The sequence below is a fragment of the Microtetraspora sp. NBRC 16547 genome, assembly GCF_030268965.1.
Lineage (GTDB): Bacteria > Actinomycetota > Actinomycetes > Streptosporangiales > Streptosporangiaceae > Microtetraspora.
This window is the reverse complement of sequence record NZ_BSSE01000005.1, coordinates 233464-258906: the sequence shown is the minus strand read 5'-3', so window position 1 is coordinate 258906 and position 25443 is coordinate 233464. Positions and strand designations below refer to the sequence as shown.

The following is a 25443-nucleotide window of genomic DNA, read 5'->3' as shown; positions in this document are numbered from 1 at the left end:
CTTGTTGTAGCCCGGACTTGCGCAACCTGGCATCGCGAAGGTCACTTATTGTGCAGGATCCTTCCTATGGTGAAATTGGGGTATCCGTTTACCTTGGGAGTGGCCTCGGGGGAGCCGCTTCCTGACGGGGTCATCCTGTGGACCCGTCTCGCCCCCGAGCCGCTGCATCCCACGCGGCCGGGCGGCATGCCGAACCAGACGGTGACCGTACGCTGGGAGATCGCTGAGGACGAGAAGCTCGCCCGCGTGATCCAGTCGGGCACGGCCCCGGCGCAGCCCGACTGGGCGCACAGCGTCCATGTCAGGGTTTCGGGCCTGCGGCCCGGCACGGAGTACTTCTACCGGTTCTCGGTGGACTCCCACGCGAGTCCGGTCGGCCGGACCAGGACCGCCCCCGATCCCGCGTCCACCGCCCCCGTGCGGTTCGGATTTGTATCGTGCCAACGCTACGAGCACGGCCACTTCACCGCCCTGCGGCATCTCGCCGACGAGCGGCCCGACGTGATCCTGCACCTCGGTGGCTACATATACGAGAACGGCAAGCCGGACGGCCCCACGCCGGGCCGGTACGTGCGCCCGCTGGAGCCGGAGACGGAGTGCGCGACGCTCGGGGCCTACCGGAACCGGTACGCGCTCTACCGGATGGATCCCGACCTGCGGGCGGCGCACGCCGCGGCACCGTGGCTGCCCGTCCCGGACGACCACGAGGTGCGCCGCGGCTATGCGGGCGCGCTGCCCGGCGACGGCTCCAGCCCGGCCGCCTTCCTCAAGCGGAGGACGGCCGCCTTCAAGGCGTACTACGAGCACATGCCGCTGCGCGTACGGCCGGCCGGGGCGGCGTTGCGGGTCCACCGCTGGCGGCCGTACGGGCGGGTCGTGGACTTCATGCTGCTCGACACCCGCCAGCACCGCGACGGCGGGGACATGCTCGGCGCCGCGCAGGAGGAGTGGTTGCTCGGGCGGCTGAAGAGTGCGACCGCTCGCTGGAAGGTGCTGGCCCAGTCCGCGTTCTTCTCCCAGCGGGTCTTCCCGGAGGGGAGGACGAGCGTCGACGCGTGGGACGCCTATCCGGAGAGCCGTGCCCGCGTGCTGGCCGGGGCTCCTGATGGCCTGGTCGTGCTGAGCGGTGACGCGTACAACGGCTGGGCGGGTGAGCTGCGGGCCGACCGGGCCGATCCGGGGTCGAAGGCGCTCGGAGCCGAGTTCGCCGGCGCGTCGGTGACCGGCATGCCGCCGGAGACCGACGCCCGGGCCGTCCTCGATCTCAACCCGCACCTCCGGTTCTTCGACGGCCGCCGCGGCTATGTCTCCTGTACGGCGGACATGAACGGGTTCCGGGCCGACTACCGCGCCGTGGAGTACGTGGACCGGCCGGACGCCCCTGTCTCCACGGTCGCCGGGTTCGAGGTCGTGGACGGTGAACTGCGCCAAATAGGAGGTGAGGTAGCCTAGCAAATAGGAAAGTTTCCTATTAGGTTGCGGGCATGCGTGATCTGCTGCGCCTCGCCGACACCGTCATCCTGCCCGGCTTCCCCGGAACCGCGCCGCCGGACTGGCTGCGTGGGCGGCTGGCCGATGGCCTTGCCGGGGTCGTGCTCTTCTCGCGCAACGTCGAGAGCCCCGGGCAGCTCGCCGACCTGACCGCGGCGCTGCGCGCGGAGAACCCGCACGTCCTGGTCGGCATCGACGAGGAGGCCGGCGACGTCACCCGGCTGGAGGCCCGTACGGGCAGCTCCCGGCCGGGCAACTACGCGCTCGGCGTGGTGGACGACGAGGAGCTGACCGAGCAGGTCGCCCGCGACGTGGGACGCGACCTAGCCGCCGCGGGGGTGAACCTGGATTTCGCGCCCGCTGCCGACGTCAACTCGAATCCGGACAACCCGGTCATCGGGCTGCGGGCGTTCGGGGCCGATCCCGAACTGGTCGCCCGGCACACCGCCGCCTGGATCCGTGGACTCCAGTCGGCGGGCGTCGCGGCCTGCGCCAAGCACTTCCCCGGGCACGGGGACACGGCGGTGGACTCCCATCACGGCGTTCCCCAGGTCACCGTGTCGCGGGAGGAGCTCGCGGAAGTGGAGTTGTGGCCGTTCCGCGCCGCGATCCGGGAGGGAGTCCGCTCGATCATGACCGGGCACCTGCTCGTCACCGCGTATGACGACGGCCTGCCCGCGACGCTCAGCCCCCGGATCCTGACCGGCCTGCTCAGGAAGGAGCTCGGCTTCGACGGGCTGATCGTCACCGACGGCATCGAGATGGCCGCCGTTTCCGGGCCGTACGGCCTGGGAGGCGCGAGCGCCATGGCCGTCGCGGCGGGCGCGGACGCGGTGTGCGTGGGCGGGGAGAACAGCGACGAGGAGGCGCTGGAGCACATCCGCCGCGCCATCGTGGCCGCGGTCGTCGAGGGGCGGCTGCCGGAGGAGCGGCTCGCCGACGCGGCTCGCCGGGTCCGCGAACTGGCCTCCTGGCACGCGGCCCAGCAGGCCGGGCAGACAGGGGAGGCGGGGAAGGCAGGGCGGTCCGGGCAAGCTGGGCGGTCAGGGGGACAGGCGGCAGGGAGTCCCGGAGCCAACGGGAGCGGCCCAGGGACCCCGGTGGGGATCGGTCTCGTGGCGGCCCGTCGCGCGATCCGGGTCACCACGCGAGCGGGAGCGGCCGTCGTGCTGCCACTGGCGGAGTCGCCGCACGTGGTCGAGCTCGCGCCGGAGACCAACCTCGCCATCGACAAGAACATGCCGTGGGGTGCCGCCGAGCCGCTCGGGCGGATGCTGCCGGGGACCACCGTCACCCGGCTGCGCGAGTCCGACGTGGCGGACGGCGTTCCACCGGCGGCGCTCGGCCGGGCCGCCGGACGGCCCCTGGTCGTCGTCGTACGGGACGCCCACCGCCACCCGTGGCAGTTGGACACGCTGTCGCACCTGCTCTCCGCCCGGCCGGACGGCGTGGTGGTGGAGATGGGCCTGCCGGGCCGTACCGACCTGGGGGCGGTGCACATCGCCACCCACGGGGCCGCCCGCGTCTGCGGGCAGGCCGCGGCAGAGGTGCTCATCGGGCGCGTCTGACCACCCTTCCTTTCGGCGTGTCACCCTGGTTCTCACCAGGGTCTTCCGACCCTGGACAGACCATGCGGATGCCGAGAACACTGTCGGAATTCACGGTGGAAGGGGCGATAAATGGGCATTTGCCGGGGCCGGGTTGTCGTGGTGACCGGAGCGGGACGCGGCATCGGGCGCGCGCAAGCCCTGGAGTTCGCCCGTCAGGGCGCGAAGGTCGTCGTCAACGATCTCGGCGCGGGGCCGCACGGCTTCGGCCGCGGCGGCGCCCCGGCCCGTGACGTCGTGGACGAGATCCGCTCCGCGGGCGGTCAGGCGGTCGCCAACTGCGACGACGTCGCGGACTGGGACGGCGCGGCGCGGCTCGTCAAGACCGCGCTGAGCGCCTTCGGCAGGCTGGACGTCCTGGCCGGCAACGCCGGCTTCACCCGTGACTGCGCGCTCGTGTCGATGACCGAGCGGGACTGGGACGACGTGATCCGGGCCCACCTCAAGGGCCACTTCCTGCCGTTGCGGCATGCCGGGGCGTACTGGCGGGAGCGGGCCGCGGCCGGATACATCGTGGACGCCCGGGTGATCAACACGTCGTCGGGCGCCGGGCTGTTCGGCAGTGCGGGCCAGGGCAACTACGCGGCCGCGACGGCCGGCATCGCCGCGCTTACCCAGGTCGCCGCCGCGGAGCTGGAGCGGTATGGCGTGACCGTCAACGCGATCGCCCCGAACGCCGCCCGCGACGTCGTCGAGCCCGCCGTCGAGGCGCTCGATCCGGCCGACGCGGCGTCACTGGCCGCCTGGCTGGGATCGGCCGGATCGCGGCACGTCACCGGCCGTGTCTTCGAGGTGGGAGGTGGTGCGATCTCGCTGGCGACCGGATGGCGGCACGGCCCCAGAGCGGACCGGGCCGACTGGAACCGCGCCGACGTGGGCGCCGCCGTCGCCGGGCTGCTCGCCCACGCGCCCGTCCCCATGCCCGTGTACGGCTCGGCCTGATGCCTGTGTACGGCTCGGCCTGAGGCCCACCGCGTGCCGCCTTCGCTGTTGACACGTCCGTACGATTTTTAGGTACTGACACGACAGGATGGGAGCACGATGAAGGTCGCCTACGTCACCTTCGCCGATCCGCTGGGCCACGACGACGAGCGGGAAACCGCGCTCGCGGCCTGGCTGGGGGCCGGCATCGAGGGCACGCCGGTGCGATGGGACGACCCCGAGGTCGACTGGGCCTCATTCGACGCCGCGGTGGTCCGCTCCGCGTGGGACTACATCGACCGCCGGGACGAGTTCGTCGCGTGGGCGCACCGGACGGGCGGGGTGACCCGGCTGCTGAACCCCGCGTCCGTGCTCGAATGGAACACCGACAAGACCTACCTGCGCGACCTCGGCGTGCCGACCGTCCCCACGCACTGGAGCGACAAGGACATCCCCGAGTGGGACGAGTACGTGGTCAAGCCCGCGATCTCGGCGGGCGCGCGGGACACCATCCGGACCGCCGACCGGGCCGTGGCGCAGGCGCACGCCACCGAGCTCGTGAGCCAGGGCAGGACCGTCATGGTGCAGCCCTATCTCGAAACCGTCGAGCACGAGGGCGAGCTGTCGCTGCTCTACTTCGGCGGCGAGTTCAGCCACGCCGTACGGCGGCACCCGATGCTGGCGGGAGGCCCTGAGCTCGACCTGAACAACAGGGCGACGCTGCGCGACCCGGACGCCGACCAGTTCGAGGTCGCCGAGCTGGTCCTCAGCAAGGTGTCCGAGAACCTGCTCTACGCGCGGGTCGATCTCGTCCGGATGCCGGACGGTGAGCCCGTTCTGATCGAGCTGGAGCTCACCGAGCCGTATCTGTTCCTCCGCTACGAGCTGGACGCCCCCGGCCTCTTCGCGAACGCCCTGGCCACGATGCTCCGGAGCTAACCTCGGGGCAGGCCGAGGGTGCGCTCGGCGATGATGTTGCGCTGGATCTCGCTCGAACCGGCATAGATCGTGTCGGCCCGGCTGAAGAGGTACAGCCGCTGCAGGTCGTTCAGGTCGTACGGCTCGCCCTCGGCGACCAGCCCCGCCCGGCCCTGGACGGCCTGCGCCAGCTCGCCCAGCCTGCGGTGCCACTCGGACCAGTAGAGCTTCCCGATCGACACCTCGGGGCCGGGCTCGCCCGCGCTCAGGGAGGTCATCGTGCGCAGGGCGTTGAGGCGCATGATCTCCAGCTCCAGCCAGGACCGGGTCAGCTGGTCCCGCAGCACTGGGTCGTCGATCGCGCCTGACGCGCGGGCGGCCTCGATCACCGCGGCCAACTCCCGGCGGAAGCCGATCTGCTGGCCGAGCGTGGACGCACCGCGCTCGTAGCCGAGCGTGGCCATCGCCACCCGCCATCCGTCGCCGGGCGCGCCCAGGATGTTCGCGGTGGCCGTGCGGGCGCCGTCGAAGAAGACCTCGTTGAACTCGCCGGTGCCGGTCATCTGCGTGATGGGCCTGATCTCCACCCCCGGCTGGTCCATCGGGACCAGCAGGTAGGACAGGCCGGCGTGCCGCTGGGAGCCCGGTTCGGTACGGCACACCACGAAGCACCAGTCGGCGACGTGGGCGAGCGAGGTCCACACCTTCTGCCCGGTGACGACCCACTCGTCGCCGTCGAGCACGGCCCTGGTCTGCACGTTCGCGAGGTCGGAACCCGCGTCCGGCTCGGAGTAGCCCTGGCACCACAGCTCATCGCCCCGCTGGATGGGCGGCAGGAACCGCTCCTTCTGCTCCCGCGTGCCGAAGTCGAGGATGGTCGGGCCGATCAGGCCCTCGCCGATGTGGCCGACCCGCGCCGGGGCGTTCGCCCGCGCGTACTCCTCATGGAAGGCGACCTGCTCGTCCAGTGTCGCGTCGCGGCCGCCGTACTCGCTCGGCCAGCCGAGGCAGGTCCAGCCGGCCGCGCCGAGGTGGCGCTCCCAGGCGACCCGCAGCTCGTGGCCCTCGTGCTCGCGCCCCGGGCCGCCGAGGCCCCGCGCGTCGGCGAACTCGCCGGTCAGGTTGGCCTCCAGCCAGTCCCTGACCTCTTCTCTGAAGCTTTGTAGCGTCATGCGTGGACCGTCCGTAATCTCCGCGGAAGAAGACGAGCGGATTGCCGTCCTCGTGCTTGTCGAGCCCGTTGACGCGGGCCACCACGATGACGTGGTCCCCGGCCGGGTGCTCGGCCTCGATCGTGCAGTCGAGCCAGGCGAGGGTGCCGTCGAAGACGGGACCGCCCAAGGGTGAGAGGCTCCAGGACAGGGACCGGCCGGGCCGCGTCGGTGCTCATCCTGGCGCTTCCTCCCTCGGTCCCGCCCGCGTCCTGCGCCCACCTTAGCGAGCGCTTGGTTGGAACCGGCGACCAGACAGGGACCGGCCGGGACACCATCTGAAATCTCACGTTCTGCGAGCGGCGCACGTCTACCAGCCGGGAGAAGGGAAACGCAGATGAGCACTCGACACATCGTGATCGAGACCCGCCTTGGACCGATCACGCTCGTTGCAAAGGGCGAGACGATTGCCGGCCTGTACTTCAGGCACCACGTCCGCCGGCCCTCGCAGGAGACGTTCGGCCCCGAGGTGGCCGACTCCACGGACCCGTTGCTGAACGAAGCTGCCCGACAGCTGCGCCAGTACCTGGCGGGTCGACGCAGGCAATTCGATCTTCCGCTCGCCGCCGAGGGTGACGCGTTCCAGCACGCCGTCTGGGACATCGTGAAGAGCATTCAGTGCGGTGACACGACCACCTACGGTCGGATCGCCGAGCAGGTCAGAGACCGCAGTCTCGCGCAACAGGTCGGACAGGCCGTGGGTACGAACCCGCTGTGCATCTTCGTGCCGTGCCACCGCGTCGTCGGCTCCAATGGTTCCCTCACCGGATACGCCGGCGGACTGGAGCGCAAGCAGGCGCTGCTGGAGCTTGAAGAGCCGCCTGCGGTCAGCGCTGGACGGTTGTTCTGACCGGAAAACTCACGTTTGTCACCGACAAGTATGTCTTCAATGGGATGGACATGAAACAACCGTTCGAGAACGTAGTCGCGCAGCACGGCGCAACCGTGCTGCGCGTCTGCCGGGTCGTCCTCGGCCCGCACGACGCGGACGACGCATGGTCGGAGACCTTCCTCTCCGCCATGCGCGCCTATCCCGACCTGCCTGAGACGGCGAACGTGGAGGCATGGCTCGTGACGATCGCGCATCGCAAGGCGATCGACGTGCTGCGTGTCGCGAAAAGGAATCCCCTACCAGTCGACGAGGTACCGGAAGCACCGACAGGGCGGGACATCCCAGACTCTGGGGACTCTGACCTGTGGGCCGTAGTGAAAGGGCTCCCGAGCAAACAACGCCAGGCTGTCGCCTACCGCTATGTGGCGGGGCTGGCATACGCCGAGATCGCGGAGATCCTCGGCGGCACCGTTGACGCGGCCAGAAGAGCCGCCGCAGACGGGCTCAGGAATCTCAGGAAGAAATATCCGGGCGCGATCACGAGAGGAGCATCATCATGAACGACATTCGCCACGATGACGACATGACCGCCCTGCTGTCGACGCCTGTGGACGCCGGCACTCTCAGTCGGCTCCACCGCCGTCTGGAGCAGGCGGCAGAGCGAGCCGATCTCCTCGATGTCGCCTACACCACCATCGACTCACCTGTCGGCAAGTTGCTGCTCGCCGCCACCCCGAAGGGACTGGTCCGCGTGGCGTACGCCCGCGAGGACCACGATCGAGTCCTGGAAGCCCTCGGCCAGAAGCTCAGCCCGCGCATCCTGCGCGCCCCGAAGCGGCTGGACGTAGTGGCTCGCGAGATCGACGAGTACTTCGCCAAGCACCGCCAGGTCTTCGACCTGACGCTGGACCTGTCCCTGTCTCGCGGATTCCGGCGCCTCGTGCAGACGCATCTGCCCGAGATCGGGTACGGCCAGACCCGCAGCTACCGAGACATGGCCGAGCTCGTCGGCAACCCCAAGGCCGTCCGAGCGGTGGGCACCGCCTGTGCGACCAACCCGCTGCCGATCGTCGTCCCGTGCCACCGTGTGCTGCGTACCGACGGCACGCTCGGCGGTTACATCGGCGGACTCGAGGCCAAGACCATGCTGCTGAACCTGGAGGCCGCAGCATGAGCATCGCGAAGGCGACCAGGAGGAAGACGGATCGGTGGTACAGCCGCGTCGAGTCTGGCGACTGGGAGGCGATCACCACAGAGGTCAACGAGTACGGCGGCGCACTACTGCCGCAACTGCTGACCCCGGAGGAGACCGTGGAGATCAGGGAGCTGTACCAGCAGGACGGCCTGTTCCGCAGCACCGTCAACATGGGCAGGCACCGCTTCGGTGAGGGCCAGTACCGATACTTCAACGCGCCGTATCCGGAACCGATCGAGCGGCTCAAGCAGGCGCTGTACCCGCGGCTGCTTCCCATCGCCCGCGACTGGTGGACCAAGCTCGGCCGGCCCGCACCGTGGCCTGACTCGCTTGATGAGTGGCTTCAGATGTGCCACGACGCCGGCCAGACGAAGTCTTCGGCGATCCTGCTCCACTACGGCGAGAAGGATTGGAACGCTCTGCATCGCGACCTGTACGGCGACCTCGTGTTCCCGTTGCAGGTCGTGATCAACCTCAACGAGCCAGGCGTGGATCACACGGGTGGCGAGTTCCTGCTGCTGGAACAGCGCCCGCGCGCCCAGTCTCGGGGCACGGCCACGCTGCTGCCGCACGGTCACGGATACCTCTTCACCACCCGCGACCGACCCGTCAAGTCCGCCCGCGGATGGTCCGCCGCGCCGGTTCGGCACGGCGTATCCGCCATCCGGTCCGGCGAACGTCACACCCTCGCTCTCGTCTTCCATGACGCCGCATGAGCGACGCAACGAAGACGTACACCCTTCTGGGGGCAGACGGCCGTCCCTATCGGTCTGCGGTCAAGGGGCTGTGGGGCGGCCATCGCGGCTCGAAGATCTACGGGCGACTCGACTGTCTCGCCGCGCTGCGCGCCATCGCTCGCGGCGGCTACGTGAAGCACCGGGTCTTCTTCGCTGACGAGGCCACGGCGGTCGCCGCCAAGTTCCGCCCCTGCGGAGCCTGCTGCAAGGACCGCTTTCAGACGTGGAAGACCGCCCGAGAGAACAGCGAACGATGGAAGCCCTGACCAGCCCCTTGCTGAAGACGTCAGCGAGTTATAACGCGGACCTGACGGCTACAGATGCCGAGGTCGCGACCGTCATCAGAATTGCCCGCGACCGCCGTGCCCGCAATATCGTGATCGGCTCCGGCCGCACCCCTCACGCCCTTGCGACCTCACGCCTGATCAAATCGGCCTGGGATCGCACAGGAGGCGGAACTCTCGACACGATCACCTGGCCCGAGACCGGGGCCTCCTGGCTGCGTCACGCGTCACGGTTCGCCGCCGCCGACCCCGACCTATGGGTGATGGTCGGGCCGGCAACCGGTTGGGCACAGATGACCCGGCGGCTGCTGTGGTCGACTCCCTGGAGCCCCGCACGCACCCTCGCGACCGCCGGAATCGGCGACCCGCGCACTCTCGCACTCGTCGGACTGACCAATCTGGACGGCCTGGCCGGCGCAAGCGCAGACGGTACCTCCTGGCTCGTTGCGCACGATTCCCTCGTGCACCTCACACACATGGAGGGCAAGCGATGACAGCGCTGTTCACTCTAGAGATCCCCGAGCGTGACGGGGGAGAGGTCGCCCCGGGCGCCACCCTGGTCCCTGATTGGCTGACTCGGGAACAGCAGAAGTGGATCGTGGATCAGTTCCGCGAGTGGGTGCAAGGCCCTGTCCCCATCCGCGCCGCGAAGGTCCGCGGACACGAGATGTCGGTGCGCACCGTATGTCTGGGCTGGCACTGGCAACCGTACAAGTACACGCGAGAGGCCACCGACGTGAACGGCGCCCGTGTCCTTCCGTTCCCTGACTGGATGATCCGCCTGGGACGACATGCCCTCCAGGCCACCGGCCACGACGCAGCCGCGATCCGCTCCTATACGCCCGACACCGCGCTGGTGAACTACTACGACGCGGGGGCCCGCTTGGGAATGCACCAGGACAAGGACGAGATCTCCCGCGCCCCGGTCGTATCGCTGTCCATCGGCGACAGTTGCACGTTCCGATTCGGCAACACGGAAAGCCGCGGCAAACCGTTCACCGACGTGCTGTTGGCCTCCGGCGACCTCTTCGTCTTCGGCGGACCCGCCCGACTGGCCTACCACGGTGTCACCAAGGTGCACGAGAGCACTGCCCCCGAGGGATGCGGCATCAGTCGCGGCCGGATCAACATCACGATGCGAATGACAGGGCTTGACGGGTGATCGAATGACACAGGATGCGAGCAGCATCACCGCCGACCCCGGCGTCGTCGTCGGCGATGACGGGCTCGCCCGGCCCGCATGGGCAGCCGCCGCCCCTCTGCTGCGCGACTACTACGACACAGAGTGGGGCATGCCGGTCACGGACGAACGCGGCGTCTACGAGCGCGTCAGTCTCGAAGGATTTCAGGCGGGTCTGTCCTGGGCAACGATCCTCCGCAAGCGACCCGCATTCCGTGCGGCGTTTGACAACTTCCTCCCGGACGCGATCGCCGCGTACACCGAGACCGATGTCGAGCGGTTGATGGCCGACGTCGGCATCGTGCGCAACCGGCAGAAGATCCAGGCGACCATCACCAATGCCCGCGCCACCATCATGCTGCGTGAGGAGATGGGCCTGGCCGAGCTGGTGTGGTCCTTCCGACCCGAGAGCACGCCCTGCCCCCAGACCTTCGCAGAGATCCCCACGAAGTCCGCCGAGTCGGTCGCATTGTCAAAGGAGCTGCGCCGACGCGGATTCGCCTTCGTCGGCCCGACCACCATGTACGCCCTCATGGAGGCGATCGGCATCGTCGACACCCATCTGCTCGGCTCGCATCGACGGGGCAGCTCCGGAATCTGGACATCGTGACCCTTCATGGGCAAGCTCGCTCAACTCACTGTCGACCAGGCGCGGACCATCGCTGCGGCGTGGGCACGTGGCGCTCCTACGCGCTCATGCATCTGTGGGCGGACACCGGCCTTCGCCCGTGAATCTTCACCGCCAATCTCACGTATCGGCTTCGACCAGCGTCTTCGAAATGTCACCACGCCTGCTGGCGGACCGGTGGCTACCGACAGAAAGGACAAACCCATGTCGCTCGAGAAGAACAAGGCCATTGTCGGCCGATGGTTTACGGAGTTCTGGGGCAACCCCTTCAACCCCGACATCATCGACGAGCTCGCCGCTCCGGACATCCGGTTCGAGTACTCGCTGCACAAGCCCATGCGCGGTCGCGACGAGGTGCGCGAGTTCGCGACCAATTTCCGCACCGCGTTCCCGGACCTCAACTTCTGGGGCACCGCGGACCTCATCGCCGAGGGCGACTACGTCGTCGGCCAGTGGGAGGGCGGCGGCACGCACACCGGGCCGATCATCTTCGATGACCTTCCCATCGGCTCCGCGCCGGCGGCGTCCGGCAAGACGCTCCGCTTCACCGGCACGACGGTGCTCAAGATCCAGGACGGTCTCATCGTCGAGGAGCTCGGGCTCGACGACGGTGTGAAGGTCCTTCAGCAGCTCGGAATCATCCCTACCGCCTGAGCTGAGCGCTCGCTCGCCGCCGGGGCGAGAGCTGACTGCTGCTGACCGGCTTGACCGGCCCCACCGCACTGTGCGGTGGGGCCGCCGTCGTCGATCGGCACGGCGCTGATCGGGTTGCTGACCAGGTGCGGCGGTCGCCCCGGTTGGCCGCGATCACGCGGACGAGGCGGACGGCTTGCCGCAGCCGGTGACCGTTGGGGATCTCGACGCCGGCCGCGATTTCGGCATAGCTGACCTCGCGCCCGTGGTTGCAGCGCAGCCAGATCATCACGTCGGCGACATCGTTCTCGGCCTGCGTGAAGTTTCGCCAGGGCGGCGTCGTCCAGGGCGGAGCCGGTGGTGATGGCCTCGGCGCGATCGGCGGTGAAGGCGATCTGCTGCTTGTGCAGCCGTGCCAGCGTCCGCGAGGCGGCCATGCGGATCTCGGCCATGGCGTTGAAGACGTCCATGGACGCATCGGCCTCGGTTCCGTCACGGGCCGGACGGGCCTGGGCGGCGAAGGCCTCCCGCTCGCGGCGCTGGGCGTCGTCGAACTCGCGCTCCTATGAAACAAGCCCGAACGACAGTGGAAACACAATCCGTAAGCGCGATTACAGAGAGCTACTTTGGGGCCGGTCGCGCGGACCCGAGTGGAGGGCCGATACGGGCGGGTGTGCGCTGGGGGTGGCGGAAGTGACGTGACGCGTCCTGGCGGGCGTGGGGGGCCCGCCAGGACACGTCACGCTCCGGGCGAGACGGTCACGACCCCGGCGAGGGTTGGGGTCGTGACGGTCATTGATCGCGCGGAGTCCGTGGCGGCCGGTCGTCCGTACCGGGACCGGCCGATCCCGTCTGGTGGCGCATGATCAGCAGTGCGGCGCCGGCCGGATCGTCCGCCGGGTGGGTCACGACGACTCCGCCCACATTCCAGGCGAAGACCCCGTTCTCGCACCAGACGGTCAGTTCGGTAGATACCGACGGCACCGACATCCTGCTTCCGCTGCTCTGGTAGGTGTTGGGCACCGCTTGCGGCGGCCCGCTCCCATTGGATGGATTTGTACCAACGTTTGGATGATGCGCGGTCCGCGCGCTCAGGTCAAGTGGTTGTTTGCAGGAAGACAGAGATCGTCTAAATTTGTTGGAACAAAAGGGTAGATTGAGGGAAAATGGCACGATCGTCGCTCTACCAGCAGGTGGCCGCCGAGTTGCGGAAGGCCATCTACACGGGGGCGCTCGGGCCAGGCGACCAGATCCCCACTGAGGCCGAGCTCATGGAGGCCCACGCGGTCAGCCGCAACACCGTGCGGCTCGCGCTGGGAGAGCTCGAGAACGAGGGCCTCATCCTCCGGATGCGCCGTCGCGGCACGTTCGTCCGAGAGCGCCGTCCGCTCCTCATCCGCCCGCAGGGCGAGCTGCAGTCCCTCCGCGCGGGAGGGCCCCGCATCGACGCGTTCGTGCACGCCGTCAGCTCCGAGGGCCGCACGGCCGACCAGGACATCGAGGTCGCCATCGTCGCGCCGCCGGAGGACGTGGCGACCCGCCTCGCCCTCGCCGGCCGAGCCCTCGCCGTCGTACGACGCCGCCTCCGTTTCGTGGACGGCCAGCCGTACAACACCAACGACTCCTACTTCCCGCACGCCTTCGTGGCGGAGTCGGAGATCGCCCGGCCCGGCGACATCAGGCGCGGCGCCAACCTGGTGCTCGAAGAGCTCGGGCACCCCCAGGTCCGCGTCATCGACGACATCTCCGCCCGGATGCCCACCCCCGACGAGTCGTCGCGACTCCAGCTGGAACCGGGCACGCCCGTCGTCGTCTACGTCCGGGTCGGATACGACCCCGAAGGCGTCCCCGTCCGTGTCGCGGTGTCGGTGCTCCCCGCCGACAAGCACCTCATCAGATACGAGCTGGAAGCCCGATGACGCGCCACGGATCCCCCGTCGCCTGACGGGGCGTTCCCCCCTATTCCTCCCCGCGGGCGACCGCGGGGCCCGCTCGCCGTCGCACCAGTCACGGCCTGCCCCCTCCATGCGCTGGAGAAGGCCGCCATCCGGCGGGCGAACGCCGCTGGAAGGCCGCTCCCGCTGGACACCCGTCGTGGTCGCGCGGAGGCGCACGCCCTCCATCGGTGACTTTCCGTGTTCGTATCGTCACCGAAAGGAATCGACCATGCCATCCCGCATCCTGCTCCCCGGCACGTTCACTCTCCGCCGGGCCGCCCACGGCGACCTCCCCGCCGTGCTCGCCCTACTCGCCGAAGCCGCGAAGTGGCTCGACTCCCACGGCGTACGGCAGTGGCCCGCGGGCGGCTTCCCCGCCTCCCGCATCGAGCCGCTCATCGACGCGGGCGCGATGTACGTCCTCGACGACGGGACGGGCGCCGCCGCGACGGTCGCGCTCGACGGCCACGCCGACCCCGAGTTCTGGGGGCGGGCGGACCGCCCCGACACCGCACGCTACGTCCACAAGCTCGCGGTCAGCCGCGCGTACGCGGGGGAGGGACTGGGCGAGGCGCTCCTCGACTGGGCCGGCCTGCGCGCGGCCGCCGAGGGCAGGCGCTGGCTCCGGCTGGACTGCTCGAAGGACAACCTCCGGCTGCAGCGCTACTACGCCGAGCTGGGGTTCCGGCACGTCAGGACCGTCGACCTGGCACACCGGGCGTCGGGCGCGCTCTTCGAGCGCCAGGCGGGCGCCACCGTGACATCCGCCCGCACAAGGTACTGATCGCATGCTGAAGGGCGCATGCCGTACAGCGTGTCAAACAGACCAGCTACTGTTCGGTACATGACCGCATCGCTGCTGGAAGTGATCGCGCTGGACGTGCGTGACGCCGTCGCCGCCGAGGAAGGGGGAGCCGACCGGCTGGAGATCGTGTCCGACATGGCCTCCGGCGGGCTCACCCCCTCGGCGGATGTGGTGGCCGCGATCTCCAGCGCGTGCTCCCTGCCCCAGATGGTGATGCTGCGCTGCAACGCGGGCTTCACCGCCACCCCCGAGGAGCTCGACCGGCTCCGCGAGGACGCCCAGGAGCTGACCAAAGCCGGGGCGGGCGGGTTCGTCTTCGGCTTCCTCGCCGAGGACGGCGCAGTCGACATGGAGGCGACCGAGGCGCTCATCCACGCGGTCGCGCCGCTGCCGTGGACCTTCCACCGGGCCGTCGACCACGCTGCCGACGTCCGGGCCGCCTGGCGTGCCGTACGGCTGCTGCCGAACCTGGCCACCGTACTCACGTCCGGCTCCCCGAACGGCGTCGGCGACGGCCTGCCGGTGCTGCGTGAGCGCACCGACGCCGGAGACGGCGAGATCATCATGGCCGGGGGCGGGCTCAAGAAGGAGCACGTCCCCGTGCTGCGCGAACGCGGCGTACGCGCCTTCCACGTCGGCAGCGCCGTACGCGACTCCTGGAACGACCCCGTAGACCGTGCCCGAGTCCGCGCCTGGCGCCACCTCCTCGATCGCACCTAATTTGTGCCTACTTGTCCGGCCTTTCTACGGCGGGACGATCAAGCGCGAGGGGCGCGGCGGTGACGTGAGAAGGAGCGAGCGGGCGAGGTACGAGTCCCGAGCGACGCCGAAGGTCATCGCCTCAAGGGCGCCCCGAGCCCGGCCCGCCGGAGGCGGGACGATCAAGCAGGGCGTGGTCGGCCCGGGTCAGGGCGGCCACCAGGGTCCTGATCGTGGCGGGCTCGTCCATCACGCCGCCGCCCGCCTCCCGCCGCTGCTCCCATGCCTCCACTCGCGCGCTGTACTCCTCGTAGTGGGCGAGATGGAACGCGTACACGGTGGCGTAACGGCTGACCAGATGTGACGGATGCATGTCCCAGCCCTGGTAGAAGCCGTTCGACAGGGAATGCGCCACGAGCGCGGCGTGCCGGGCCCAGAGCGCGTGCACGTCCTCGGTCGAGTCGGAGGCGGGGAAGGCGGCCAGCGAGCCGTCGGACAGCTCCACGCCGGTTCCGGCGAAGGCGCACCGCATGACCTCCCTGGCCTGGTCGCACACCGGGTGGTCGAGTCGCTGCTCGTGCGGAGGCAGCCCGCAGGACGCCGTGTAGTCGAACACTCCGAAGTGGGCCGCGGCGAGGCGTCCCTTGAGCGACGGCACCAGGTCGGGGGAGCGCAGCAGGAAGGCCACGGTCTGCGGGGCCTCGACCTGGATCTCGAACCCCAGGGTGCACTCGGGCAGGCCCAGCCCGCCCTCCAGAGCTTCCAGGCAAGCCGCGAACTGCCCGAGATAGGCCTCCATGAGCACCTTGGGGAACGTCACCGTGAAACCCGCGGGCAGGCTCCCGGCCCGCCTGATCACCTCGGTGAGGAAGCCGTCGAGCGTCCTGACGCTCCGTACCGGATCCCCGTCGGCGAACGACTTCACCCGCAACCCCCACCGGCGCGGCAGCGTGCCCGCCTCCACCATCGCGGCCACGGCGTCGGCGGCGCTCTCGACGTGGCGGTCCTCTTCGGCGTCCGGACGCCGGCCGTACCCGTCCTCGAAGTCGATCCGCAGGTCCTCGACCGGTTCGATCCGGAGCTTCCTGCGGATCCGCTCGTGTACGAGCGCCGCCAGGTCGGGGTCGATCCCGCACAGCGGCGGGAGCTCCCCCGGGGAGAAGAGATGCTCGTGGAGGAGCTTGGTCGCCGCCCGTCCCCAGGCGTCCACGGTGTCCCCCGAGACCCGGTCGGCGGGAACGTACACCGTGTGCACCGGCTGCCAGGCGGGCTCCGCACCGGCGAACCGCGCCGACTGCTCGCGATAGGTCTCCTCGAAGTCCCCGATGAGGGCGGAGGGTTCCGGCAGAGTCGTCTTCATACTCCAGATCCTCGCAAAAGCCGCACAGCAAGATCAGGAGGAGGCGCCCGCCGTGTCTCGAGGGACCCGGCGGCAGGCGGCGAGCATGGCGGAACGGCCGACGAGCTTGACCCGCTCGCCCCGGCCCAGAGCCCTGGCCAGGTCCGACTCGGCCGCCTCGATCGCGAGCCAGTCGTCGTACGTCACCGGCGTGACGCCCCGCGCGTTCAGCAGGTCGTCCAGCTTGGTGCCCGCCGTCCCGGGGGCGGCCTCCGCGAGCAGGGTGCGCACGGTCTCGGCGGCGTCGGACTTGTTGGTGCCGATCACGCCGGTCGGACCGCGCTTGAGCCATCCGGCGACGTACTGCCGGTCGGTTCCCGTCACCTTGCCGGCGATGTTGGGCACGATCATGTTCGCGGCGTCGAACGGCACGCCGGGGAGCGCCACGCTCCGGTAGCCCACGGACCGCAGCACGATGTCCGCCGGGATGGTCTCGAACTCCCCGGTCCCGGTGACCCGGCCTTCCACGAGGCGGGTCCGCTCCAGCCGGAGGCCCTCGACGCGCCCGGCGCCCATGATCTCCACCGGGCGCAGCCAGAAGCGCACGTCCAGTCTGCGCGGCCGGCCCGCCGGCACTCGTGTCGACCAGGATCGAAGCACGTCGACGTTTCCTCTGATCTGCCGGGAGAGCCCCTCGATGTCCCCGACCTCGACCTCGTGCGGGAGACTCAGGACGTCGGCGTTCGCCAGCTCGCCGAGCTCGCGCAGCTCCTTCAGGGTGAACTTGGCGTGCTCGGCGCCCCGGCGCCCGATCATGTGGATCCGCTCGACCCGCGAGGCGGCGAGCCGGTCGAGCACCTCCTCGGGGACATCCGTGCCGCGCAGTTCGTCGGCGGTCTTGGCGAGGATGCGCGCGACGTCGACCGCGACGTTGCCGACGCCGATCACCGCCACCTCCTCGGCGTCCAGGGTGAACGTGTCGGCGGGGACGTCCGGGTGACCGCAGTACCAGTTGACGAAGTCGGTGGCGGCGACGCTGCCCGGCAGGCCCTCACCCGGGATGCCGAGGTGCCGGTCCACCATCGCCCCGGTGCAGTAGACGATCGCGTCGTAGCAGGCCAGCAGGTCGTCGGCGGAGATGTCGGTCCCGAGCTCGACACCACCGAGGAAGCGGATCCCGGGCGACTCCAGCACCCGGCGCAGGTAGCCCGCGATCGACTTGATCGACGTGTGGTCGGGGGCCACGCCGTACCGGACGAGTCCGTAGGGGGTGGGCAGCCGTTCGAGTATGTCGATCTCGATCGGCTCGCCGGACTGCTTGGACAGGGCCTCGGCGGTGTAGATCCCGGCCGGGCCCGATCCCACGATCGCCACGCGCAACGTCACCATCGCCTCCAGAGCAGGCGTCCTATATGTGATTCTTTACCACGAGGGCCCTATCGGGCCAGATCGGCCGCGCCATCGTTCGGCGATCTCTTTCACCTGGCTCGGCCAGCCCCTGGTCATCCCGTCCCCGGCGTACGGCACGGCCCCGCAGGGGCGGGCGGAATGTGGCGAATGAGGGGTTGCGCGGGGGTGCCGTGACGATCAGAGTTGATCCTCGTGGGCAAAAGGCGGAGAAACCCGGGGACGCACCAGCGGCCGGATGGCACGCTCCCAGACATGAGGGGATTCCGTAGGAGGCTGCCCGAAGGGCAGGCGGAGGCCGAGCCGGTGCCGCACGCCCGGCGCTACGAGGCGCTCGGCCGGGTGATGGCCGCGCTGTCCAGCGACGCCGAGATGCGCGACGCCTGCCGCGATCTGATGTGGTGGCGGGTGGCGGACGAGAGCTGGCACGTCGAGTGGGGCGACGGCCCGTACGCCTCGGAGGTGGCGGATCTGGTCATCGAGCGAGTCCGCGAGCCGGGGGTCGACGGCAGTCTGGCCGGCACGTCCGGCCTGGTCACGCCGACGACGGCCCATCTCGACGTCATGGGCGTCGGTTTCCTGCTGCGCGCGGTCGACCCTCTCGGGCTGGAGCGCCTGCGCACGACCCCGGGGCTCTGGCGGATGGCCGCCTCGATCGAGGGCGGAGGGGAGCCGGGGGGCCGGAGCGGCTCCCGGCGACACTGGGAGGAACTGCTCGGCGGCTGATCGCTCCCGCAACTCCCGCCCGCCTTCGGCCCCTCGCGCTTCGCGGTCCCTGTTCCCGGTGATGCGGGATCAGAGGACGACCTGGGCCAGCCGCGCGCGGTGCGCCTGCGGCGGCCCGAAGAGCTGGGCGTCGGAGGTCGCGCGCTTGAAGTAGCGGTGCGCGTCGTGCTCCCAGGTGACGCCGATGCCGCCGTGGACCTGGATGCTCTCTCCGGCCGCCGTCAGATAGGCCTCCGTGCAGTACGACCCCGCGATCGCCGCGTAAACGGGCAGTTCGTCGGCGGGGGCCGCGCAGGCCTGGTAGGCGGCCGAGCGGGCCGACTCCACCTGGAGCAGCACGTCGGCCAGCTTGTGCTTGATCGCCTGGAAGGATCCGATCGGTCGGCCGAACTGGTGCCGCTGCTTGGCGTAGGCCACGGCCGACTCCAGGCAGCGCGCCGCCCCGCCGACCTGCTCGGCCGCCAGCGCGGCGACGCCGAGATCGCGGACCCGGTCGCACGCCTCGGCGCTCCCGATCCGCCGGGCCTCGGCGCCGTCGAAGGTCAGCTCGACCAGCGGCCGGGTCTCGTCCAACGTGACGTACGGCCGGCGCGCGGAGGGGGCCGCCTCGACCAGGGCGTCGCCGACGTAGGCGAGGACCACGTCCCCGTCCAGCGCGTACGGCGCGACGCCGCTCAGGCGCCCCCCGTCCAGCGAGAGCCCGGCGTCGCCGGGGAAGACGCCGGGGAAGATGACGGTGGCCGTCACGGTCCCGTCGGCGATGCCCGGAAGCAGCCGCTTCTTGGCCTCGCCGTCCCCTGACTCGTTGATCGCGGACACGGCCAGCACGGCGGTGGACAGGTAGGGGAGCGGGGAAAGGGCACGGCCGATCTCCTCGGACACGATCGCCGCCTCGCGGAGCCCGCAGCCGGCGCCGCCGTACTCCTCGGGGACGGCCAGTCCGGCGACCCCGAGCTCTCCGGCGAAGCGCCGCCATGTGGTCTGGTCCGCCGAGCCGGGGTAGGCCTCGAGGAAGGACCGTACGGCGGCCCGCAGCTCGCGCAGTTCATCAGAAGAGGTCACGCGCGGCAGCATAACAAGCGGTTGCTTGCTATACCTGTCCTAGGAAGTATTTTGTCCTGATTTGAGCTCTATATATGCTGCTTATTGCCACTTTCGAGTGATTTCGGGGGATCGAGTGGCTGTGGCCTTGGACAAGTTCCGGCGTCGGGTCGTGGGCGACCTACCCGGAGACTTCGCGGACCTGGAGCGGTGGGAACGCCGCATCCAGCGTGACATGCTGCTCGGACTCGCCATGGGCGTGTTCGCCGGAGCGCTCGCCACGCTGGGCGCAGGCCGCGCTCCCGCGCAGCTGTTCGCGGCAACCGACACCTACCTGTACCTCGGCGTCGTGATCCTGGCCGGACGCCTGTCCCTCGGGTCCGGCTGGGCGCTGGTCAACTGCACGCTCACCGCGTTCGGCATGCTGATCTCCCGGATCGTCTGCGCGGCCGTGTTCGGTGGGGAGTCCCCGCTGGACGGCGGCGTGGCCGACTCCCTCAACCTGCTGCTGTTCCTCATGGTGCTGAGCGGTGTGTTGGCCTCCCTCACCCGGCTGCGCGGCATGTGGGGCGACGCCGCCGCGGGTGGCCTCGCCGTGCTCTTCCTCATCGACGTCGTGGACGGCCATCTCGACCGGATGAACGGCGCGGTGCTCCCCACATGGGAGTGGGCCGCCAGCATGTCCTTCGTACTCGGCCTGGTCTGCGCCCTGTGCCTGCGGCCCACCCTGCTGTGCCGGCTGCGCGCCGCGGGCATCGCGCTCGCGCTCGCCGCGCTCTACACCCTGGCCGTCGCGTCTTAGTCGACCTTCCACGCCGACCGTCGCGTGGTCGTCGTGGCGTGATCGTCGCGTGGTCGGGGCATAACGGCGGGCGGTCAGCGGCCGGGAGTCGATAGCCTTAGCACACATCGTCTTTCATGAGATCTCCCACCACGAGCGAGGAGTAGCCGTGCTACTGCGTATGTCGACCCTGTTCCTGCGCACCCTGCGTGAGGATCCGGCGGACGCGGAAGTGCCGAGCCACAAGCTGCTCGTCCGCGCCGGATACATCCGGAGGGTCGCCCCCGGCATCTACTCCTGGCTGCCGCTCGGCAAAATCGTCCTGGAGAACGTCACCCGCGTGGTGCGCGAGGAGATGGACCGGATGGGCGCCCAGGAGGTGCTCTTCCCCGCGCTGCTTCCCCGCGACTACTACGAGGCGACCGGCCGCTGGACCGAGTACGGCGACACGCTCTTCCGGCTCAAGGACCGCAAGGGCTCCGACTACCTCCTGGGTCCGACCCACGAGGAGATGTTCACCGACATGGTCAAGGGGGAGTACTCCTCCTACAAGGACTATCCGGTCACCCTCTACCAGATCCAGACGAAGTACCGCGATGAGGCTCGTCCGCGGGCGGGCATCCTGCGCGGCCGCGAGTTCGTCATGAAGGACTCCTACTCCTTCGACCTGGACGACGACGGCCTCAAGCACTCCTACGAGCAGCACCGCGAGGCCTACATCCGCATCTTCGACCGGCTCGGCATCGACTACCGGATCTGCTTCGCCATGTCCGGCGCGATGGGCGGCTCGGCCTCCGAGGAGTTCCTCGCGCCCTGCCCGACCGGTGAGGACACCTTCGTCGCCTGCCACAACTGCGGGTACGCGGCGAACGCCGAGGCGGTCACCACGTCCGCGCCGCCCGCGGTGACGGCGGAGCAGCCCGCCCTCGAGGTCCTGGACACGCCGGACACCCCGACCATCGAGTCGCTGGTCGACCACGTCAACGAGCACTTCGGGCTCGGGATCACCCCGGCCGACACCCTCAAGAACATCGTCGTGAAGGTGCGCACGCCCGGCTCCGACAAGGTCGAGACCCTCGTCATCGGCGTTCCCGGAGACCGCGAGGTCGACTTCAAGCGGCTCGAGGCCGCGGTCGCCCCCGGCATCCCCGAGATCTTCGAGGCGGAGGACTTCGCCCGGCACCCCGGGCTCGTCCGCGGCTACATCGGCCCGCAGGTCCTCGCGTCCCTCGGCATCACCTACCTCGTCGACCCCCGCGTGGTCACCGGCTCCGCCTGGGTCACCGGCGCGAACGAGCCCGGCAAGCACGCCGCCCACGTCGTGGCTGGACGCGACTTCCAGCCCGACGGCACCATCGAAGCCGCGGAGATCCGGGCCGGCGACCTCTGCCCGCGCTGCGCGCACCCGCTGTCCATCGACCGCGGCATCGAGATCGGCCACATCTTCCAGCTCGGCCGCAAGTACGCCGACGCCGCCGGGCTCGACGCCCTCGGCCCCGACGGCAAGCCGATCCGCGTCACGATGGGCTCCTACGGCGTGGGTGTCTCGCGCGCGGTCGCGGTGGTGGCCGAGCAGCGGCACGACGCCCTCGGCCTGACGTGGCCGCGTGAGATCGCGCCCGCCGACGTGCACATCGTCGGCACCGGCAAGGAGAACCAGATCGAGGTGGCGACCCAGATCGCCGAGGAGCTCGAGTCGCGCGGCCTGCGCGTCCTCGTGGACGACCGCCCCGGCGTCTCGCCCGGCGTGAAGTTCAAGGACTCCGAGCTGCTCGGCCTGCCGACCGTGCTGATCATCGGCCGGGGCCTCGCGCAGGGCGTCGCCGAGCTGCGCGACCGCGCCACCGGGACCAAGGAGGAGATCCCGCTCGCCGAGGCCGTGGACCGCGTCCTCGCGGCCTGCCAGGCCTGACGCCCTCCCCTCGGGCCCGGCTCACCGGGCCCGAGACCGTCTCCCGTCAGGGACCGTCGCAGAAAGGACGGCCACGCCGGACGGTCGTACTGGCCGCCATGCCGGACGGTCGTACTCGACGGCTGTGCCGGGCGATCCTACTGGGGAACCGCCGGGACCGGCGTGGGCTCGGTCTTCACCGGCGGCGACCCCGAGGTCATCTCGGCGGGCATCCCCGGGAACGCGTCGACCGTCGGCTGCCAGCCGTACGCGCGGGTCGCGCCCTCCTGCATCGCCTGGGCGGCCAGTCGGCGCAGTGACGCGTCCTTGTCGGCGGCGAGCTCCAGGTAGGCGGTGACGACCCGCTCCTCGATGAGCGCGGCGAGCCGAACCGCGTCCGACTGGTTCTTCACCTCGAAGGGAAGCGCATAGGTCGGGCCCGGCTCGGGCGGCGTGCCGCCCCGCTGCACGATCAGCGCGCGCAGCCGGTCCCTCCGCGCCCGGTGGGCGTCGAACCCCGCCGTGGCCTTCGAGCGCAGCGCTCCGTCGGTCTTCCCGCCGATCACTCCGTAGGCGTACACGGCGGCGTGCTCGGCGGAGAGCACCTTGCCGAGCGGGTCGCTCATCGCAGCCTCCCGAGGGCGATCACGTGCACGGCCTCGCAGGCGCCGACACTCGCGAGGAGCTGGGACAGGGCGGGGGAGGCCCCCGCCATCTGGCCGGGGCGGGCCGCCGCGGCGCGCCGTTCGGCGCCGCGCAGCTCGGCCAGCGAAACGCCGGTCGAGGCCGACGGGGACGGTGAGGGCGCGGCAGTGGCGGACGTGGCCGCGGAAGCGGACGGCGCGAGGGCGGACGCTTCGGCGCCCTGCGGAAGCATGCGGCGCATGGCCGCCAGATGGGCCAGATGACGCTGCGCGAAGGGCTGCAGAGCGGTGGCCGACCTGGGCTGGGAGAGCGCGGCCCGCCGGTAAAGGTCGACCGTCCTCTCCTTGTCCGCGATCAGCGACCTGAGCAGCAGCGTCTCGGGGTCGGGAGGCCTCGGCGGGCCGGGTTTCGCGGCGGGGGACGACGAGCAGCCCGAGACGAGCACCCCGGCCGCGGCGGCGCCCAGCAGGGAGCGCCTCGTCAGCGTCGATCCTCCGTCCACGACACAGCATCGTAAGGGGGAGGCGCGGTGCTCGCCGCCAGGCGTGGCGCTCTTTCCGCCCCGTGGTGTCGATAGGCTGTTGGCACATTCGGCGAGGTACGCCAATTGAATCGGGAGGTCGGCATGGGCGACGAAGCTCGACGCGGCCGCCTTTTGGAGCTGCTCGGCCCGGTGATCGCCGCCGAGGGGCTCGATCTGGAGGACGTGACGATCACTCCGGCGGGCAAGCGGCGGCTGGTCCGTGTGGTGGTGGATCGCGACGGCGGCGTGAGCCTCGATGACGTGGCCGAGGTCAGCCAGTCCGTCTCCAAGGAGCTTGACGAGACCGACGTGCTGGGCGGCAGTCCGTACGTTCTGGAGGTCACCTCGCCGGGAGTCGACCGGCCTCTCACGGAGCCGCGCCATTGGCGGCGTGCCCGTGGCCGGCTGGTCAAGGCCGACCTGCGGGACGGCACCTCCGTCGAGGGACGGGTGACCGGTGTCGACGAGTCCGGCGTGGAGCTGGACGGCGCGCGCCGCATCGATCTTGCGGATCTGGCCCGGGGCCGGGTCCAGGTGGAGTTCAGCCGGGCGGACGACGGCCACGGCGATGACCTTGATGGCGACATCGAGGACGAGGGCTAAGGGGGAGCCTTGTGGACATTGACATGAGCGTCCTGCGCAGCCTGGAGCGGGAGAAGGACATCTCCTTCGACCTTGTCGTCAAGGCGATCGAGGATGCGCTTCTGATCGCCTATTTCCGCACCGAGGGCGCGGCGCAGAAGGCCAGGGCCGAGCTTGACCGCACCAGCGGTCACGTGACCATCTGGGCGGTCGAGCTGGGCGAGGGCGGTGAGGTGCTGAGGGAGTACGACGACACCCCCGGCAACTTCAGCCGCATCGCCGCGACCACCGCCAAGCAGGTGATCCTGCAGCAGCTGCGCGACGCCGAGGACGAGATCAACTTCGGTGAGTTCGCCAGCCGTGAGGGCGAGCTCGTCGCCGGCATCATCCAGCAGGGCAAGGACCCGCGGGTCGTCCTGGTCGACCTGGGGAAGATCGAGGCGATCCTCCCGCACAACGAGCAGGTCCCCGGCGAGGAGTACACCCACGGCGAGCGGATCCGTTGCTACGTCGTGCAGGTGAAGAAGGGGCCGAAGGGCCCGTCGGTGACCCTGTCCCGGACGCACCCGAACCTGGTGAAGAAGCTCTTCGCGCTGGAGGTGCCCGAGATCGCCGACGGCACCGTGGAGATCGCCGCCATCGCCAGGGAGGCCGGCCACCGCACGAAGATCGCCGTACGCTCCCGGAAGGGTGGGGTCAACGCCAAGGGCGCCTGCATCGGCCCGATGGGTTCGCGGGTGCGCAACGTGATGACCGAGCTGCACGGCGAGAAGATCGACATCATCGACTGGTCGGAGGACCCCGCGGAGTTCGTGGGGAATGCCCTGTCGCCGGCGCGCGTTTCCCGAGTCGAGGTCGTCGACGAGGCGGCCCGCGTCGCGAGGGTGATCGTGCCGGACTACCAGCTCTCGCTGGCGATCGGCAAGGAGGGCCAGAACGCCCGCCTCGCGAACCGGCTCACGGGATGGCGCATCGACATCCGGCCGGACACCCAGGAGGCACCGGCCGATCCCGCAGATGCGTCGGCAAGGTAAGCTGGAATATGGTGGCCGGGTGGTCCCGCTGAGAACATGCGTGGGCTGCCGGGTTCGCACGGTCAAGTCCGAGCTGCTCCGCCTTGTCGTGGTCGAGGACGTCATCGTCCCCGACCTGCGAGGACGGCTTTCCGGGCGAGGTGCTTCGCTGCATCCCGCGTTGGGCTGTCTGGAGCTCGCGACGCGTCGCCGAGCGTTCTCCCGCGCTTTTCGCACCGGGAGGACGCTCGATGTAACGCGTCTGCGTGACTTCCTCGCGGGGGTTGACGCCCGACACTGACCGGGTGAATGGTTACCAATTGCTGATCTCAGAGTCGGCATGAGGTCGGAAGAAACTGTCATGTAAGGGACGCCGAGTTGATGGGCGGAGTCAGATTGCTATGAGCGCCTGATGAG

The 25443-nt window shown here is 70.0% G+C and carries 30 protein-coding genes and 1 pseudogene; 23 read left to right on the top strand and 8 right to left on the bottom strand.

The genetic code is table 11. The annotated features are described in order from the left end of the window. The first annotated feature begins 93 nt into the window (after positions 1-93). The 4 genes from QSK17_RS10635 to QSK17_RS10620 all read left to right on the top strand — a co-directional run bounded on the left by QSK17_RS10635 (position 94) and on the right by QSK17_RS10620 (position 4958). A complete protein-coding gene (locus QSK17_RS10635; protein ID WP_502889179.1) occupies positions 94-1452 on the top strand; it encodes an alkaline phosphatase D family protein in 1359 nt (452 codons plus the stop codon). Between the two features lie 32 nt (positions 1453-1484). Continuing rightward, positions 1485-3059, top strand: coding sequence for a glycoside hydrolase family 3 protein (locus tag QSK17_RS10630; RefSeq protein WP_285704427.1), 1575 nt, complete (start codon positions 1485-1487; stop codon positions 3057-3059). Positions 3060-3170: 111 nt separating this feature from the next. Next, positions 3171-4040 (top strand): SDR family oxidoreductase, encoded by an 870-nt coding sequence (locus QSK17_RS10625; RefSeq protein ID WP_285704426.1) that lies wholly within the window; start codon positions 3171-3173, stop codon positions 4038-4040. A 99-nt stretch (positions 4041-4139) separates the two neighbouring features. Continuing rightward, the gene (locus QSK17_RS10620) at positions 4140-4958 is read left to right on the top strand and encodes an ATP-grasp domain-containing protein (protein ID WP_285704425.1); all 819 of its coding nucleotides are present in this window, start codon (positions 4140-4142) and stop codon (positions 4956-4958) included. Here the strand turns inward: QSK17_RS10620 and QSK17_RS10615 are convergent. Both QSK17_RS10615 and QSK17_RS36400 read right to left on the bottom strand, forming a co-directional pair. Then, on the bottom strand, positions 4955-6109 hold the full coding sequence (locus tag QSK17_RS10615; protein WP_285704424.1) for an acyl-CoA dehydrogenase family protein: 1155 nt from the start codon (positions 6107-6109) through the stop codon (positions 4955-4957). The genes QSK17_RS10620 and QSK17_RS10615 overlap by 4 nt on opposite strands. Before the next feature lie 67 nt (positions 6110-6176). Then, positions 6177-6278 (bottom strand): annotated as a pseudogene (locus tag QSK17_RS36400) (flavin reductase family protein); the annotation flags it as partial. A gap of 207 nt (positions 6279-6485) precedes the next feature. Between QSK17_RS36400 and QSK17_RS10605 the strand changes: the two are divergent. The 10 genes from QSK17_RS10605 (at position 6486) to QSK17_RS10560 (ending at position 12206) form a co-directional block, all read left to right on the top strand. Then, positions 6486-6998 carry a methylated-DNA--[protein]-cysteine S-methyltransferase gene (locus tag QSK17_RS10605; protein WP_285704422.1) on the top strand — a complete coding sequence of 171 codons (513 nt, stop codon included), beginning with the start codon at positions 6486-6488 and terminating at the stop codon, positions 6996-6998. 50 nt (positions 6999-7048) lie between these two features. After that, the gene (locus QSK17_RS10600; protein ID WP_285704421.1) at positions 7049-7540 is read left to right on the top strand and encodes an RNA polymerase sigma factor; all 492 of its coding nucleotides are present in this window, start codon (positions 7049-7051) and stop codon (positions 7538-7540) included. Then, on the top strand, positions 7537-8154 hold the full coding sequence (locus tag QSK17_RS10595; RefSeq protein ID WP_285704420.1) for a methylated-DNA--[protein]-cysteine S-methyltransferase: 618 nt from the start codon (positions 7537-7539) through the stop codon (positions 8152-8154). The genes QSK17_RS10600 and QSK17_RS10595 overlap by 4 nt, the downstream gene beginning before the upstream one ends. Further along, positions 8151-8891 (top strand): 2OG-Fe(II) oxygenase, encoded by a 741-nt coding sequence (locus QSK17_RS10590; protein WP_285704419.1) that lies wholly within the window; start codon positions 8151-8153, stop codon positions 8889-8891. The genes QSK17_RS10595 and QSK17_RS10590 overlap by 4 nt, the downstream gene beginning before the upstream one ends. Next, positions 8888-9178 carry an Ada metal-binding domain-containing protein gene (locus QSK17_RS10585; protein WP_285704418.1) on the top strand — a complete coding sequence of 97 codons (291 nt, stop codon included), beginning with the start codon at positions 8888-8890 and terminating at the stop codon, positions 9176-9178. Before QSK17_RS10590 ends, QSK17_RS10585 begins: the two co-directional genes overlap by 4 nt. Then, the gene (locus QSK17_RS10580; RefSeq protein ID WP_285704417.1) at positions 9166-9690 is read left to right on the top strand and encodes a hypothetical protein; all 525 of its coding nucleotides are present in this window, start codon (positions 9166-9168) and stop codon (positions 9688-9690) included. The genes QSK17_RS10585 and QSK17_RS10580 overlap by 13 nt, the downstream gene beginning before the upstream one ends. Further along, on the top strand, positions 9687-10358 hold the full coding sequence (locus QSK17_RS10575) for an alpha-ketoglutarate-dependent dioxygenase AlkB family protein (protein WP_285704416.1): 672 nt from the start codon (positions 9687-9689) through the stop codon (positions 10356-10358). Before QSK17_RS10580 ends, QSK17_RS10575 begins: the two co-directional genes overlap by 4 nt. A gap of 4 nt (positions 10359-10362) precedes the next feature. Further along, complete coding sequence (locus QSK17_RS10570; RefSeq protein ID WP_285704415.1) at positions 10363-10986, top strand: DNA-3-methyladenine glycosylase I; 624 nt, start codon at positions 10363-10365, stop codon at positions 10984-10986. A gap of 222 nt (positions 10987-11208) precedes the next feature. After that, positions 11209-11658 (top strand): ester cyclase, encoded by a 450-nt coding sequence (locus QSK17_RS10565; protein WP_285704414.1) that lies wholly within the window; start codon positions 11209-11211, stop codon positions 11656-11658. Between the two features lie 248 nt (positions 11659-11906). Then, the gene (locus QSK17_RS10560) at positions 11907-12206 is read left to right on the top strand and encodes a hypothetical protein (RefSeq protein ID WP_285704412.1); all 300 of its coding nucleotides are present in this window, start codon (positions 11907-11909) and stop codon (positions 12204-12206) included. Between the two features lie 223 nt (positions 12207-12429). Here QSK17_RS10560 and QSK17_RS10555 read toward each other — a convergent pair whose 3' ends face one another. Next, the gene (locus QSK17_RS10555) at positions 12430-12621 is read right to left on the bottom strand and encodes a hypothetical protein (protein WP_285704411.1); all 192 of its coding nucleotides are present in this window, start codon (positions 12619-12621) and stop codon (positions 12430-12432) included. A 182-nt stretch (positions 12622-12803) separates the two neighbouring features. On the opposite strand from QSK17_RS10555, the gene QSK17_RS10550 reads away from it, so the two are divergent. From QSK17_RS10550 to QSK17_RS10540, 3 genes are all read left to right on the top strand, one after another. Continuing rightward, on the top strand, positions 12804-13556 hold the full coding sequence (locus tag QSK17_RS10550) for a GntR family transcriptional regulator (protein ID WP_285704410.1): 753 nt from the start codon (positions 12804-12806) through the stop codon (positions 13554-13556). A gap of 247 nt (positions 13557-13803) precedes the next feature. Next, positions 13804-14358: a GNAT family N-acetyltransferase gene (locus tag QSK17_RS10545; protein WP_285704408.1), complete on the top strand. Its 555-nt coding sequence runs from the start codon at positions 13804-13806 to the stop codon at positions 14356-14358. A gap of 60 nt (positions 14359-14418) precedes the next feature. Further along, positions 14419-15099 carry a copper homeostasis protein CutC gene (locus QSK17_RS10540; RefSeq protein WP_285704407.1) on the top strand — a complete coding sequence of 227 codons (681 nt, stop codon included), beginning with the start codon at positions 14419-14421 and terminating at the stop codon, positions 15097-15099. Positions 15100-15220: 121 nt separating this feature from the next. Here the strand turns inward: QSK17_RS10540 and QSK17_RS10535 are convergent, their stop codons facing one another. Together QSK17_RS10535 and QSK17_RS10530 are read right to left on the bottom strand one after the other, a co-directional pair. Next, positions 15221-16438 carry a DUF6986 family protein gene (locus QSK17_RS10535; protein ID WP_285704405.1) on the bottom strand — a complete coding sequence of 406 codons (1218 nt, stop codon included), beginning with the start codon at positions 16436-16438 and terminating at the stop codon, positions 15221-15223. A 33-nt stretch (positions 16439-16471) separates the two neighbouring features. Continuing rightward, positions 16472-17806: an FAD-dependent oxidoreductase gene (locus tag QSK17_RS10530; RefSeq protein WP_285704404.1), complete on the bottom strand. Its 1335-nt coding sequence runs from the start codon at positions 17804-17806 to the stop codon at positions 16472-16474. A 273-nt stretch (positions 17807-18079) separates the two neighbouring features. On the opposite strand from QSK17_RS10530, the gene QSK17_RS10525 reads away from it, so the two are divergent. Next, positions 18080-18550 (top strand): hypothetical protein, encoded by a 471-nt coding sequence (locus QSK17_RS10525; protein ID WP_285704402.1) that lies wholly within the window; start codon positions 18080-18082, stop codon positions 18548-18550. A gap of 69 nt (positions 18551-18619) precedes the next feature. Here the strand turns inward: QSK17_RS10525 and QSK17_RS10520 are convergent, their stop codons facing one another. Then, a complete protein-coding gene (locus QSK17_RS10520) occupies positions 18620-19612 on the bottom strand; it encodes an acyl-CoA dehydrogenase family protein (protein ID WP_285704399.1) in 993 nt (330 codons plus the stop codon). Positions 19613-19733: 121 nt separating this feature from the next. On the opposite strand from QSK17_RS10520, the gene QSK17_RS10515 reads away from it, so the two are divergent. After that, positions 19734-20393, top strand: coding sequence for a hypothetical protein (locus QSK17_RS10515; RefSeq protein WP_285704398.1), 660 nt, complete (start codon positions 19734-19736; stop codon positions 20391-20393). Positions 20394-20541: 148 nt separating this feature from the next. After that, a complete protein-coding gene (locus QSK17_RS10510) occupies positions 20542-22284 on the top strand; it encodes a proline--tRNA ligase (RefSeq protein ID WP_285704397.1) in 1743 nt (580 codons plus the stop codon). A 137-nt stretch (positions 22285-22421) separates the two neighbouring features. Here the strand turns inward: QSK17_RS10510 and QSK17_RS10505 are convergent, their stop codons facing one another. Further along, the gene (locus QSK17_RS10505; RefSeq protein WP_285704395.1) at positions 22422-22889 is read right to left on the bottom strand and encodes a ferritin-like domain-containing protein; all 468 of its coding nucleotides are present in this window, start codon (positions 22887-22889) and stop codon (positions 22422-22424) included. Next, complete coding sequence (locus QSK17_RS10500; RefSeq protein ID WP_285704394.1) at positions 22886-23410, bottom strand: hypothetical protein; 525 nt, start codon at positions 23408-23410, stop codon at positions 22886-22888. The genes QSK17_RS10505 and QSK17_RS10500 overlap by 4 nt, the downstream gene beginning before the upstream one ends. 123 nt (positions 23411-23533) lie before the next feature. Between QSK17_RS10500 and rimP the strand changes: the two genes are divergently transcribed. The 3 genes from rimP to QSK17_RS10485 are packed head-to-tail and all read left to right on the top strand — an operon-like array spanning position 23534 to position 25327. Beyond that, complete coding sequence (gene rimP / locus QSK17_RS10495; RefSeq protein WP_285704393.1) at positions 23534-24034, top strand: ribosome maturation factor RimP; 501 nt, start codon at positions 23534-23536, stop codon at positions 24032-24034. Positions 24035-24045: 11 nt separating this feature from the next. Beyond that, a complete protein-coding gene (nusA, locus tag QSK17_RS10490) occupies positions 24046-25047 on the top strand; it encodes a transcription termination factor NusA (RefSeq protein ID WP_285704392.1) in 1002 nt (333 codons plus the stop codon). Then, entirely contained in the window at positions 25031-25327 is a 297-nt protein-coding gene (locus QSK17_RS10485) for a YlxR family protein (RefSeq protein ID WP_285704391.1), read from the top strand. Before nusA ends, QSK17_RS10485 begins: the two co-directional genes overlap by 17 nt. Positions 25328-25443: the final 116 nt, after the last annotated feature.